General features: G+C 69.1%; 8 protein-coding genes. 7 read left to right on the forward strand and 1 reads right to left on the reverse strand.

Annotated features, from left to right (window positions below; genetic code table 11):
- Positions 1-123 precede the first annotated feature (123 nt).
- From OG734_RS32560 to OG734_RS32590, 7 genes are all read left to right on the forward strand, one after another.
- Complete coding sequence (locus OG734_RS32560; RefSeq protein WP_330291007.1) at positions 124-3,939, forward strand: Rne/Rng family ribonuclease; 3,816 nt, start codon at positions 124-126, stop codon at positions 3,937-3,939.
- A gap of 316 nt (positions 3,940-4,255) precedes the next feature.
- Positions 4,256-4,576 (forward strand): 50S ribosomal protein L21, encoded by a 321-nt coding sequence (gene rplU, locus OG734_RS32565; RefSeq protein WP_006374708.1) that lies wholly within the window; start codon positions 4,256-4,258, stop codon positions 4,574-4,576.
- 14 nt (positions 4,577-4,590) lie between these two features.
- Positions 4,591-4,845 (forward strand): 50S ribosomal protein L27, encoded by a 255-nt coding sequence (rpmA, locus tag OG734_RS32570; RefSeq protein ID WP_006374707.1) that lies wholly within the window; start codon positions 4,591-4,593, stop codon positions 4,843-4,845.
- Between the two features lie 143 nt (positions 4,846-4,988).
- On the forward strand, positions 4,989-6,425 hold the full coding sequence (gene obgE, locus OG734_RS32575; RefSeq protein WP_330291008.1) for a GTPase ObgE: 1,437 nt from the start codon (positions 4,989-4,991) through the stop codon (positions 6,423-6,425).
- 260 nt (positions 6,426-6,685) lie between these two features.
- A complete protein-coding gene (locus OG734_RS32580) occupies positions 6,686-8,236 on the forward strand; it encodes an alkaline phosphatase D family protein (RefSeq protein ID WP_330291009.1) in 1,551 nt (516 codons plus the stop codon).
- Between the two features lie 248 nt (positions 8,237-8,484).
- Positions 8,485-9,987 carry a bifunctional cytidylyltransferase/SDR family oxidoreductase gene (locus OG734_RS32585; RefSeq protein ID WP_330291010.1) on the forward strand — a complete coding sequence of 501 codons (1,503 nt, stop codon included), beginning with the start codon at positions 8,485-8,487 and terminating at the stop codon, positions 9,985-9,987.
- Between the two features lie 177 nt (positions 9,988-10,164).
- Positions 10,165-12,171, forward strand: coding sequence for a hypothetical protein (locus OG734_RS32590; RefSeq protein WP_330293872.1), 2,007 nt, complete (start codon positions 10,165-10,167; stop codon positions 12,169-12,171).
- 58 nt (positions 12,172-12,229) lie between these two features.
- Here OG734_RS32590 and OG734_RS32595 read toward each other — a convergent pair whose 3' ends face one another.
- On the reverse strand, positions 12,230-13,531 hold the full coding sequence (locus OG734_RS32595; protein WP_330291011.1) for a phospholipase D-like domain-containing protein: 1,302 nt from the start codon (positions 13,529-13,531) through the stop codon (positions 12,230-12,232).
- Positions 13,532-13,664 lie beyond the last annotated feature (133 nt).

The raw sequence follows: 13,664 nt of genomic DNA on the forward strand, positions 1-13,664 counted from the left end.
GAGCTCCCGTGCGGCGCCCGAGCCCCGGACGGCGGCACCGCGCACTGCGCGAGCCGCGGACGTCACCGGCATCCAAGCCGGACCAGGTGCGGCGCCCGGGAGCCTGACGGGAGAACCGCCCGCATGCTCGAACCGACCGAACCTGTTTCGGACCCCACCGAGGGTTCCGCACACGACACCCCCAGCGACACCCTGCCGCCGCGCCGTCGGCGCCGCGCAGCGTCCCGCCCCGCGGGACCGCCTGTCGCCGGGGCCGAAGCCGCAGCTGTGGCCGAGACCACAGCGCCGGCCGTACCGCCCGCAGAGGCCGACGAGATCGATCACCACGTCGACGAAGCAGTGGCCGCCGAGGCGCCCGCTCCTCGTACGCGTCGTCGGGCCACCCGGCGCGCGTCCGCGCCTGCCGGTGCGCCCGCCAAGGCTGCCGAGGCAGTCGTTGACGAACCGGCCGTGACCGCCGTATCCGCCCCGACTGCCGAGGAGAGCGGCGAGAAGGGCGAGGAGAGCGTTATGGAGGAGGCCGCGCCTGCTCCGCGTGCCCGCCGTCGGGCCACGCGCCGGGTCTCCGCGCCCGCAGCCGAGGCCGAGGCAGCCGCCCCGGTGGCTCCCGCCCCCGTCGAAGAGGCGCCCGCGGCTGTCGCGGAGGTTGCCCAGGCCGAGGTGGAGCCCGAGCCCGAGCCTGTCCCCGAGGACGCCTCGTCGCGTCGCGGGCGTCGTCGGGTCGCCCGTAAGGCCGCCGTCGGGTTCTCCGCCCCGGCGCCCGCCGTGAAGAACGGTGACAGCGAGGGTGGGCGGCGTCCCGCGCGTCCCGCGGTCGCCGTGTTCCAGGCGCCCGTCTTCGCCGAGCCGATGTTCCAGACGCCCGAGCGGGCCGCTGCCGCGGCTGCCGCCGAGGCGGTCGATGACGTCGTTGAGACCGAGGAAGAGGCCGTCGAGGCCGCTCCGGTCGTCGTCGAGACCGTCGTGGAGGAGCAGGCACCGCGCCGCCGCCGCCGTCGCCGGGGTGGCGACGAGGAGCCCGTGGCCGCCGCGCCCGTCGTGGTCGAGGAGCCGGAGGAGACCGAGGGCGTCGACGACGCCTACGAGTCCGCCGAGGACAGTGGTGACGCGGACGACGACGGCGAGGAGGGCCCCGGTTCGCGCCGGCGCCGCCGCCGCGGTGGCCGTCGTAGGCGCCGGGGCGAGTCCGCCGACTCCGACATCGAGTCCGGTGACGACGAGTACGCCGGCGAGCAGGCCGCGCGGTCCGTTGAGGATGCTGCGGACGCCGTGGACACCGCCGACCAGGTGGACGAGGACGCCGAGGAGGACGAGCGCGACGAGCAGGGCGGTTCCGGTTCCGCCAGCAGCCGTCGCCGTCGCCGTCGCCGGCGTCGTGCCGGTGACTCCTCCGGCGAGAGCGAGCCGGTGCTGGGTGACAGCGACCCCGAGCGCACGGTCGTCAAGGTCCGCGAGCCGCGCGCCAAGCGCGAGGAGTACCCGAGCGACGAAGTGCAGTCGATCAAGGGTTCGACGCGCCTCGAGGCCAAGAAGCAGCGCCGCCGGGAAGGCCGTGAGCAGGGGCGCCGGCGCGTTCCGATCATCACCGAGGCAGAGTTCCTGGCCCGCCGCGAGGCCGTCGAGCGTGTGATGGTCGTACGCCAGTACGGCGACCGCACCCAGATCGGTGTCCTTGAGGACAACGTGCTCGTCGAGCACTACGTCAACAAGGAGCAGTCGACCTCGTACGTCGGCAACGTCTACCTGGGCAAGGTCCAGAACGTGCTGCCCTCCATGGAGGCAGCGTTCATCGACATCGGCAAGGGCCGCAACGCCGTGCTCTACGCCGGTGAGGTCAACTTCGAGGCGCTGGGGATGGCCCACGGGCCGCGGCGCATCGAGAGTGCGCTGAAGTCCGGTCAGTCGGTGCTCGTGCAGGTCACGAAGGATCCGATCGGGCACAAGGGCGCGCGTCTGACGAGTCAGGTCTCGCTGCCCGGCCGTTACCTGGTCTATGTCCCCGAGGGGTCGATGACCGGTATCAGCCGCAAGCTGCCCGACACCGAGCGCGCGCGTCTGAAGACCATCCTCAAGAAGATCGTCCCTGAGGACGCGGGCGTCATCGTGCGCACCGCCGCCGAGGGCGCGAGCGAGGACGAGCTGCGCCGTGACGTCGAGCGGCTCCAGGCGCAGTGGGAGGACATCGAGAAGAAGTCGAAGAGCGGCGGCAGCTCGAATGCGCCGACTCTGCTGTACGGCGAGCCGGACATGACCGTCCGCGTCGTGCGCGACATCTTCAACGAGGACTTCACCAAGGTCATCGTCAGCGGTGACGAGGCCTGGCAGACCATCCACGGGTACGTGGCCCACGTGGCCCCGGACCTGACGGACCGGCTGTCGAAGTGGACCTCCGAGGTCGACGTCTTCGCGACGTACCGCATCGACGAGCAGCTCGCCAAGGCGCTCGACCGCAAGGTGTGGCTGCCCAGCGGCGGCTCGCTGGTGATCGACAAGACCGAGGCGATGATCGTCGTCGACGTCAACACCGGCAAGTTCACCGGCCAGGGCGGCAACCTGGAGGAGACGGTCACCAGGAACAACCTGGAGGCGGCCGAGGAGATCGTGCGCCAGCTGCGGCTGCGCGACCTGGGCGGCATCGTCGTCATCGACTTCATCGACATGGTCCTGGAGTCGAACAGGGATCTGGTGCTGCGGCGTCTGCTGGAGTGCCTGGGCCGCGACCGTACGAAGCACCAGGTGGCCGAGGTCACGTCGCTGGGGCTCGTGCAGATGACCCGCAAGCGGGTCGGGCAGGGCCTCCTGGAGTCGTTCTCCGAGACCTGCGTCCACTGCAACGGCCGCGGTGTCATCGTGCACATGGAGCAGCCGACCTCCAGTGGAGGCGGCGGCAAGCGCAAGAAGCGCGGCCGTGGCGGTGCCGAGCACGAGCTCGACCACACCCACGAGGCCCACGAGGCCCACGAGCACGACGTGTACGTGGACGGGGCCGAGGAAGCGGCGGAGTCCGCCGAGGAGACGCCGGCCGAGGTCGCCGCCGAGGTCGCGGCGCCCGTCGCGCTGTCGGCGCCGGTCTTCGAGCCCGACGAGGAGCTGTACAACAGCGCCGCCGAGGCGGAGGCCGCGGCCGGCCGGGGTGGCCGTTCGAGGCGGCGCGCCAGCAGGCGGGCTTCGGCTCCGGCCGGAGCGCCCAGGTCCGAGTCCCGTGGGGCTTACGGGCGTGGTGCTGATACTCGTACGGCCGAGTCCGTGGTCACCGAGGCCTCCGTGGTTCCGGATGCGGCGCCGGTCGCTGTTCCGGAGGCTGTTGCTCACGCCGAGCCCGTGGCTGTCGAGGATCCGGTCGTCGAGGCGCCGGTTGCCGAGGCGCCGGTCGCGGTGCAGGACGATGCGGCTCCCAAGGGGCGTACGCGTCGTCGGGCCACCCGCAAGGTGTCGGCTCCGGCCGGTTCGCCGCAGGCGGCGGACGAGGCTGTGGCCGAGACCGTGGTGCCGGTCGTCGTCGAGGCGGTGGTGGAGCCCGTGGCGGCTCCGGCTCCGGTCGAGGCCTCCGTGGACACCGCGGCGGCCGTGGTGACCGAGAGCGCGGCTCCGGCCCGGCCGCGGCGACGTGCCGTGCGCAAGGCCACCGCGCCCACCTCGTCCGAGGAGGCGGCCGTCGTGGTCGTCCCGACGGTCACCGAGGCTTCGGCGCCCGCCGATGAGGTCGCCGCCGAGGAAGCGGTTCCCGCCAAGAAGACGGCGCGCAAGACCGCCGTCAAGAAGGCGACCACGGCCAAGAAGGCCCCCGCGAAGAAGACGGCTGCGGTCAAGAAGACGGCTGCCAAGAAGACGACGACGGCCGCCAAGAAGGCCACGGCGAAGAAGACGGCGTCGAAGAAGACGACTGCTGCGGCCGAGCCGTCGGCGCAGGAGTCCGTCTCGGCGGCCACGGAAGGCTGATCCCCTCCGCGGTTGTCTGCGCGGCGATGCGGTAGCGCGGCGGTCCGTCCGGGTTTCTCCGGGCGGGCCGCCGTTTTCGTCAGGAGCGTTTGCGAGCCTCGTGAGTGGGGGACAGGGGCTCGGTTTGACCCGTTCAGGTCGGGCCCGTAATCTTGAGCGTCGGCGTGTCCATAGTTTTTTTCCGTGACGCGCCACATCCCCGTAAACCTCGTCCTCCTGAGCACCGGCCATTTGGGTGCGGCGGGAGAGGCCACTCGCTTTTGCCGGGCGGCTGGACTGCGGGGGTGTCGTTCCCGAGCGAGAGAGTGAGATCTGCGTGTACGCCATCGTGCGCAGCGGTGGTCGCCAGCACAAGGTTGCTGTCGGCGACATCGTTGAGGTTGACAAGATTTCCACTGCCAAGGTTGGCGACACGGTCGAGCTCTCGACCCTGCTCGTTGTCGACGGCGACGCTGTGACCAGCGACCCGTGGGTCCTGGCCGGCATCAAGGTCCAGGCCGAGATCGTGGACCACCACAAGGGCGTCAAGATCGACATCCTTCGCTACAAGAACAAGACCGGCTACCGCCGTCGTCAGGGCCACCGCCAGCAGTACACGGCGATCAAGGTCACTGAGATCCCCGCGGCTGCGAAGTAAGGGACTGAGGAGAGATGGCACACAAGAAGGGCGCATCGTCCACCCGGAACGGTCGCGACTCAAATGCTCAGCGGCTCGGCGTGAAGCGCTTCGGCGGTCAGGTCGTCAACGCCGGTGAGATCCTGGTCCGCCAGCGTGGCACCCACTTCCACCCCGGCGCGAGCGTCGGCCGTGGCAAGGACGACACGCTGTTCGCGCTGGCCGCCGGTGCCGTGGAGTTCGGTACCCACCGTGGTCGCAAGGTCGTGAACATCGTTCCGGTCGCCTGATCGGTTCTTTCGCGAGGCGGACCTCACTTCCCGTTCGGGAAGCGGGTCCGCCTTTCGCGTGTTTCTCGTAAGAGACGTGTTTTCCGAGCAGGGCATGGAGACACGTAGACAGAGTTTTTCGTTCGTAACTGGAGGCACATCCCATGACCACCTTCGTGGACCGCGTCGAGCTGCATGTCGCCGCGGGTAGCGGAGGTCACGGCTGTGCCTCCGTCCACCGTGAGAAGTTCAAGCCGCTGGGCGGGCCCGACGGCGGCAACGGCGGGCGCGGCGGTGACGTGATCCTCACCGTCGACCAGTCCGTCACCACGCTGCTCGACTACCACCACTCCCCGCACCGCAAGGCCACCAGCGGCAAGCCCGGCGAGGGCGGCAACCGGTCCGGCAAGGACGGTCAGGACCTGGTTCTGCCCGTGCCGGACGGGACGGTCGTTCTCGACAAGGAGGGCAACGTGCTCGCCGACATGGTCGGGCACGGGACCTCGTACGTCGCCGCGGACGGCGGGCGCGGTGGGCTCGGCAACGCCGCGCTGTCCTCGGCCCGGCGCAAGGCGCCCGGGTTCGCGCTGCTCGGTGTGCCCGGGGGTTTGCAGGACATCGTCCTGGAGCTGAAGACGGTCGCCGACGTGGCGCTCGTGGGGTATCCGAGTGCCGGTAAGTCGTCGCTGATCTCGGTGCTCAGCGCCGCCAAGCCGAAGATCGCCGACTATCCGTTCACGACGCTTGTGCCGAATCTGGGTGTGGTGACAGCCGGGTCCACCGTCTACACCATCGCCGATGTGCCCGGGCTCATTCCCGGTGCCAGCCAGGGCAAGGGGCTCGGACTGGAGTTCCTGCGGCACGTGGAGCGGTGCAGTGTGCTCGTGCATGTGCTGGACACGGCGACGCTGGAGTCCGAGCGTGATCCCGTCTCCGACCTCGACATCATCGAGGAGGAGCTGAAGCAGTACGGGGGGCTGGGGGACCGGCCGCGGATCGTGGTGCTGAACAAGGTCGACGTGCCGGACGGTCTGGATCTCGCTGAAATGGTTCGGCCCGAGCTTGAGGCTCGTGGGTACCAGGTGTACGAGGTCTCCGCCGTCGCCCATATCGGGCTGAAGGAGTTGTCGTTCGGGCTCGCCGAGATGGTCGGGCAGGCTCGGGCCGCGAAGCCGAAGGAAGAGGCGACCCGGATCGTCATCCGGCCGAAGGCCGTCGACGACGCGGGCTTCACCGTCGTCCAGGAGGAGGACGGACTCTTCCGGGTGCGGGGCGAGAAGCCCGAGCGCTGGGTGCGGCAGACCGACTTCAGCAACGACGAGGCGGTCGGCTACCTCGCCGACCGGCTCAACAGGCTGGGTGTCGAGGACAAGTTGATGAAGGCGGGGGCCCGGTCGGGCGACGGCGTGGCCATCGGTCCCGAGGACAACGCCGTGGTGTTCGACTGGGAGCCCACGGTCATGGCGGGGGCGGAGATGCTGGGGCGGCGTGGGGAGGACCACCGGCTTGACGTGCCGCGGCCTGCTGCGCAGCGGCGGCGCGATCAGCAGGCGGAGCGGGACGAGGCGCAGCAGGAGTTCGACGACTTCGAGCCGTTCTAGGGGGTGCGGGCGGGGCGGGTTGGGTTTTTCGCCCCCGCCGCCCCTGCCCGTCCCATCCTGAACCTGGGGGCTGCGCCCCAGACCCCCCCTTCGCGCTGAACGCGCTCGTTCTCGAACTCCCCCAGAAGGGGGACCCCCGGACGGGCTGGGGGTGTACCTGCATTTGTCATGTACTCGTTAGTTGCCGTTCAGCGGGTCGGTCGGGCTGTCGTGGGAGCTTCCGTAGGTCCAAGAGGCCACCCAGGCAACGGAGTTCGACGATGAGTGGAGTTGTTTCACCCGGCAGACGCCGGTTTCTGACCGCCGGCGCTGCCGCCGTCGGGGCCGCCGCGTCCGGGCAGCTTCTGCTGGCGGGGACCGCCCGGGCCGCGCAGACCCCGCTGCCCGCCGGGGTGTTCAGCCTCGGGGTCGCCTCAGGGGACCCGTTGCCCGACGGTGTCGTGCTGTGGACCCGGCTCGCTCCCGATCCGCTCAACGGCGGTGGGATGCCTGATCGGGCTGTTGTCGTCGAATGGCAGATCTCCGAGGACTCCCGGTTCCGGCGGAAGGTCCGGCGCGGGTACGCCTGGGCCCGGCCCGAGTACGGGCACAGCGTGCACGCCGATGTACGGGGGCTGAGCCCCGACCGGCACTACTGGTACCGGTTCCGGACCAGTGGGCAGCTCTCGCCCGTGGGGCGTACCCGTACCGCTCCCCGGCAGTTCGTCTCCGGCAACCAGCTGCGGCTCGCGCTCGCCTCCTGCCAGAACTGGCAGCACGGCTACTTCACGCCGTACGCCGACATGCTCGCCCAGGATCCGGACCTCGTCGTCTTCGTCGGCGACTACATATACGAGTCCACGCCCGCGACCACCGGCGTACGCAAGCACGAGGGCAGCGGCGAGCCGTACAGCCTCGTCCAGTACCGCAACCGGTACGCCCAGTACCGCAGCGACCCGCACCTCAAGGCGATGCACGCCGCCGCGCCCTTCGTCGTCACCTTCGACGACCACGAGATCGACAACGACTTCGCCGGGGGCGTCCCGCAGGATCCCGACAAGCAGACGCCGGAAGCGTTCGCCGCCCGGCTCACCGCCGGCTACCAGGCCTACTACGAGCACATGCCCGTACGCGCCACGGCCGTGCCCATCGGTCCCCACATACGGATGCACCGGCGGCTCGACTTCGGGCGGCTCGTGCGGCTCAACGTGCTCGACACCCGGCAGTACCGCAGCGACCAGGCCACCAGCCAGGCCGGCGCCCAGGACCCGGCGATGACCATGCTCGGTGCCGCCCAGAAGCAGTGGCTGCTGGACAGCCTGCGCGGGTCCGAGGCCCGGTGGAACCTCATCGCCTCGCAGATCATGATGGCCGAGACCGACCTCAAGATCGGTGACGGCAAACTCTGGTACTACGACGCCTGGGACGGCTACCAGGTCGAACGCAACGCTCTGCTCGCCGAGTTCGCGAACGTCAGCAACCCTGTGGTTCTCAGCGGCGACCGCCACCTCACCATGATCAGCGACCTCAAGCGGGACTTCGCGGATCCCGGATCGGCGGTCGTCGGTTCCGAGTTCGTCGGTACGTCCATATCCAGCAACGGGGACCAGGACCCGGTCGCCTTCCACAAGGAGTGGGACGCGCGTATGGGTGACAACCCGCACTGGAAGGTCATCGACAACCACCGCGGTTACCATCTCTTCGACATCCGGCGCACAGGTATCGACGCCCAGGTCCGGGTCGCGGACACCGTTACCAAGCCCACCTCCGCCTCCCGAACGCTCGCGAAGCTTCATGTGGAGTCCGGAAAACCGGGAGTGCGGAAGGTCTGACCGGCGAAAGGGCTTACGGTCGGCCGATCACAGAATCACCGGCGCAATTTCTGTGCCATTACTCACAGGAATTCCGGCGGACGGGCTCAACTCTCTTCCGATGTCTTCGGGCGCTCCTTCTCCGACCTCGGGTGCAAGGTGAATGACAGGTTGCGCACACATATGCCGCGGAGGGCGCTCACCTTGCACTGCGGTAACCGCAGGTGGGACGATTTCAGGGTTCTCCGTTGCCCCGAGGTAGGTCGCCCGTGTCCCAGCGCAAAGCCAAGCCCCGTACCACCGCCGTCGTCCTCGCCGGCGGCACCGGTCAGCGGGTGGGTCTGTCGATTCCGAAGCAGTTGCTGAAGATCGCGGGTAAGGCGGTCATCGAGCACACCCTGAGCACATTCGAGCACGCGGATTCGATCGACGACGTCATCGTGCTGATGGCACCCGGCTATGTGGCCGACGTCGAGAAGATCGTCGCCAAGGCCGGTTTCAGGAAGGTCACCCGCGTCATCGAGGGTGGCGCCACGCGCAACGACACCACCGAGCGGGCCATCGAGGCGCTGGGGGAGGGGCTGGCCGAGGGCGAGGACCGGAACGTCCTGTTCCACGACGCCGTACGGCCGCTGCTGTCCCAGCGGGTCATCGACGACTGCGTGGTCGCCCTTGAGCGGTATCAGGCGGTCGACGTCGCCATCCCCTCCGCCGATACGATCATCGTCACGCGCACGCACGGCGACGACGGTGAGTTCATCACCGAGATCCCCGACCGCTCGCGGCTGCGGCGCGGTCAAACGCCCCAGGCGTTCAAGCTGTCGACCATCCGACGGGCCTACGAGGTCGCGGCCGGCGACCCCAACTTCCAGGCCACGGACGACTGTTCGGTCGTACTCCGGTATCTGCCGGATGTGCCGATCCACGTCGTCGCGGGCGACGAGTACAACATGAAGGTCACCCAGCCCGTCGACGTGTTCATCGCCGACAAGCTCTTCCAGCTCGCCTCCGCCGCCACCCCCGAACAGATGAGCGAGGAGGCCTATCGTGAGTTGCTCACCGGCAGGACCCTCGTCGTCTTCGGCGGGTCCTACGGCATCGGCAAGGACATCGCCGAGCTGGCCGAGGGGTACGGCGCCAAGGTGTACGCCCTCGGGCGCTCGACCACCGGTACGCACGTCGAGAACCCGGAGGAGGTCGATGACGCGCTGTCCAGGGCGTACTCCGAGACGGGGCGCATCGACTACGTCGTCAACACGGCCGGCGTACTGCGGATCGGCAAGCTCGCCGAGACCGACAACGCGACCATCGAGGAAGCGCTGAAGGTCAACTACCTGGCCCCCGTACAGATCGCCCGGTCGGCCTACAAGTACCTCGCCGAGACCAAGGGCCAGCTGCTCCTCTACACCTCCAGCAGCTATACGCGCGGCCGAGCCGAGTACAGCCTCTACTCCTCCACCAAGGCCGCGATGGTGAACCTCACCCAGGCCCTCTCGGACGAATGGGCCGGCGACGGCGTCCGCGTCAACTGCGTCAACCCCGAGCGCACGGCCACGCCGATGCGTACGAAGGCCTTCGGTCAGGAGCCCGCGGGTTCGCTGCTGTCCTCCGAGGCGGTGGCCCGTACCTCGCTGGACGTGCTGCTGTCCGAGTTGACCGGGCATGTCATCGATGTCCGCCAGCAGGACCCGACGGCCGCGGCCGGCCGGGCTTCCGGCTTCGAACAGGCGCTCGCCGGTGTCCTCGACCGTCAGAACGACGACCTAGCATGACGGCGTGGCACGACCACACGGCGTGAAGCTTGACGGCGAATTTGCGACTCTCGACATAAAGTCCACACGGAATCCACAAAAACCACCGGACAGACCCCCAGATAATTCCCGGATTGTTCCCGGGTATTTCCCAGATACAGGTTCTCCTTGATTTCCACTGCTATTCGCGTCGCCCGGGTGGGCAGCCCGGCCGAACTGGCCGCGGCGGTCCTCATGATGCTGGGCTTCCCCTGTCTCATGCTGGCCGCGCTCCTCCCGAGCGCGCCCGCCTTCGCCGTCGCCGCCGCAGTGACCTACCTGGCGGACCACTATCTGCACCACCGGGGCAGCTATCTGGTCAACCGCCTCAGCAAGGTGCGGGCGGGTGTCTCCATCAGGTTCCTGGTTCGGGAACTGCTGGTGCTGTTGCTGCTGGCACGCCTGGACCTCTCCAGGAGCATGATCTTCTACGCGGCGATCGCCTGCTTCATCGCGTTCTACGGCTTCCAGGCCCCCCACGGCGCTCTGATCACACTGATCCGCAACCGCCGCCGGATGCCGGTCGCCACCCGCAATGTCGACCTGGCCTCGCGCATCGCCATCCCGGATGCCCCGCCGCGCTTCCTGCTGGACCGCTCCACCGAGAAGATGCTCCACCTCGACCTGGCCGCGGTGACCGGCATCCTGGTCACCACCATGACGGACTCGACGGCGTACGGCATGGTCGGCGTCGGTGTAACCCTCGGACTGGCGTTCCTGTACGTGGTCGCCCTCGCGCCCTACATCAGGGGGCGTCGCATTCCGCCGGACGCGGAGACGGTGCTCGCGGCGACGGACGCGTGGCTGCGGGAGTACCGGCCGCAGACGGTGCTGTACTTCTCCGGCTCCAAGGACTCGGCGTACCAGGTCAACATGTGGCTGGAGACGATGGAGCAGCTGGACAGCCGGCCGCTGATCGTCCTTCGGGAACGCGTCATCCTGCAGAACCTCGCGCCCACGACCGTCCCCGTCATCTGTGTGCCCGGCGGCATCCATCTGATGAACCTGGACCTGCGCACGGTCCGGGTCGCGCTCTACGCGGCGAACGTCGGCAAGAACATCCACCTGTTGCGCGTACCGACCATGAAGCACGTCTTCATCGGGCACGGCGACAGCGACAAGATCGCCAGCGTGAACCCGTTCAGCAAGGCCTACGACGAGGTGTGGGTCGCCGGGCGGGCCGGGCGCGACCGGTACGCGATCGCCGACGTGGGGGTCCGGGACGAGGACATCGTCGAGGTCGGGCGGCCCCAACTGGCGCCCATCCAAGGGCCGCAGGGGGCGCCGGACAGCAGTGGGATCCCGACGGTTCTCTACGCCCCCACCTGGGAAGGCTGGGACGACGACCCCGGCAACACCTCCCTCCTCCTCGCCGGCGAGAACATCGTGCGCGAGCTGGTGTCGGCCGACCCGCCCGTCCGTGTGCTGTACAAGCCGCACCCCTTCACCGGCACTCGCAGCGACGAGGCCAAGGCCGCCCACGAGCGGATCACCGCGCTGGTCGAGAAGGCCGCGGTCGAGCGGGCCGCCGACCCGCGCTTCCTGGGCGACGTCGGCGAGCAGACGCGCGCCAAGGCCGACCTCGCACGCATCGAGGCACGGCTCGCCGAACTGGCCGGGCCCGCCGGGGAGAAGGGCGACGAGGCGGAGGCGACCCGGGACGGGGTCGTCGACGCGGAGCGGCACGAGGAGATCGCGAAGCTGCGCACCGAGTGGAACGACGCGTACTGGCATTCGTTCAGCGCCGGGGAGCACCGGGTCGTCACGGGCGCCGAGCCACGGCTGTACGACTGCTTCAACGTGTCCGACGCGATGGTCTCCGACATCTCCAGCGTGGTCTCCGACTTCATCGCGAGCGGCAAGCCGTACGCCGTGACGGACTCGGCGGCGCTGGGCGCGGAGGAGTTCAAGCGGCAGAACACCGCCGTACGCGCCGCCGTGATCCTCACCAACAGTGCCGAAGAGCTCGGGCAGTTGCTGGACGCGGTGCGTGACCCGGCCGCCGATCCGCTGGCCGGTGAGCGCGCGGAGCTCAAGCGGTATCTGCTCGGGCCCGACGAGCCGCTGTCCATCGAGCAGTTCAACACCGCGACGGCGGACCTCGCGGTGAAGGCCGAGGCGCGCAACGCCGGGCAGAAGCGGCAGGCGGCGGCCGCGCGGACCTGAGCGTCCGGAGTAGCGGGGCCCGTCCTGAGGATCGCTCCTCGGGACGAGCCCCTGCGTCCTAGTCCTCAGTCGTGCCGCTGATGCCCTTGCAGGCGTTGGTGCTGTCGGCCGTGCCGGGGACCGCCGCTGCTTTGGCCGCGTTGAAGGCGGTGACGTAGGCGTCGTGGTCCGCGTTGCTGTCGACCTTCAGAAGCGCCTCGTCGTTCTTGGTGAGGGCCGGGCCGGAGTAGTTGTGGCTGCCGGTCCACAGGACCTTCTGGCTCGCCGTGCCGTCGTACTTGCCCTCGATCAGCAGGTACTTGGAGTGGATGATGCGCGCGGCGGTCTTCGTGTTGCCGTCGTCGTCCCAGTTGTAACAGCGCAGGGCCGGGCCGCCCGAAGCATGCAGGGTCTCCCAGGTGCCGCTCGAACTGCCGCTGTCCGTCTGTGAGTAGACGATGTCGACCGCGCAGCCGGCCTTCTGCAGCGCGACCAGCTTCTGGGCCACGGCCAGCCGCGTGAGCTTGAACATCCCGACCCGCACCTTGGTGTGCTTCGTCGTGCCGCTCTCGGTGTAGGTGCAGGTGACGTTGTCGAGAACGGCGGTGATGGTGTCACCCGGAGAGGGATCGTCGGCGGGGCGCGGGAAGAAGTACGCCTTGTACGGGCTGCTGGTGGTGGAGGTGTACCGCCAGTTCGCCCAGTCCCTGCCGGTCAGCTCCGTGAAGTAGTCGCGGTACGCGGTGTAGATCGCCGTGTTGTCCGGCAGGACGTACGCGTCGTTCCAGAAGCGGCTGTAGCTGGACGGCGTCATGTTCGACGAGGTCTGTACGACGACGTCGGACGCGCCGTCGAGCTGCGAGAACAGCCAGAACTTGTTGTGGTTGATGGAGGCGCCCTGGGCGGGCTGCCCCAGGCAGGACCTGTCGACCGGGCACAGTCCGACGAACGAGCTCTGGGCGAGGTCGGTGCCGAGCGCCGAGCTCAGGATGCCGTACGAGGGGTCGTCGGCGCCGCTGACGTCGCTCGAGTCCAGCATCAGCTGCACGTCGACGCCGCGGGTGTGGGCGTCGGCGAGAGCCTGGGCGAGGCCCTCGTCCCACAGGTGGTAGACCGAGGCCCGGACGGACGAGCCCGACTCCGACTGGCCTATGTAGTCGAGGAGTCGGGTGCGGACGGCCCGCTGCTCGGCGACCGTTCCGGTCGGGTTGTTGAAGACCGGGCCTGCGGTGACGGCGGCGGACGCGTCGCCGGCCAGGCCGAGTTGGAGCCCGGCGGCGAGCGAGAGCGAGGCCAGGATCGCGGCGAAACGGTCGGATCTGCGGCTGTGACCGTGGTTGTGGTTGTGGTTGTGGTTTGACGCGCGAGGCGCGAGATTCACAAGTCCCCCTGAAAAACTGACAAGAGTGCTGAGTGCCGAGGGGATGTTGCCAGAGTGCCGGGGTCGGTGTCGGGTGGTGCCGTCGCGCACCGGGCCCCGACGGTACGGAATGTCGGTGAGATCCCCGTCCGCC

This window comes from Streptomyces sp. NBC_00576 (assembly GCF_036345175.1).
Lineage (GTDB): Bacteria > Actinomycetota > Actinomycetes > Streptomycetales > Streptomycetaceae > Streptomyces.

Bases quoted from the DNA above. Each gene is read 5' to 3' on its own strand.
- rpmA (WP_006374707.1), top strand. From the start codon at position 4,591: ATGGCACACAAGAAGGGCGCATCGTCCACCCGGAACGGTCGCGACTCA.
- obgE (WP_330291008.1), top strand. From the start codon at position 4,989: ATGACCACCTTCGTGGACCGCGTCGAGCTGCATGTCGCCGCGGGTAGC.
- OG734_RS32580 (WP_330291009.1), top strand. From the start codon at position 6,686: ATGAGTGGAGTTGTTTCACCCGGCAGACGCCGGTTTCTGACCGCCGGC.
- OG734_RS32560 (WP_330291007.1), top strand. From the start codon at position 124: ATGCTCGAACCGACCGAACCTGTTTCGGACCCCACCGAGGGTTCCGCA.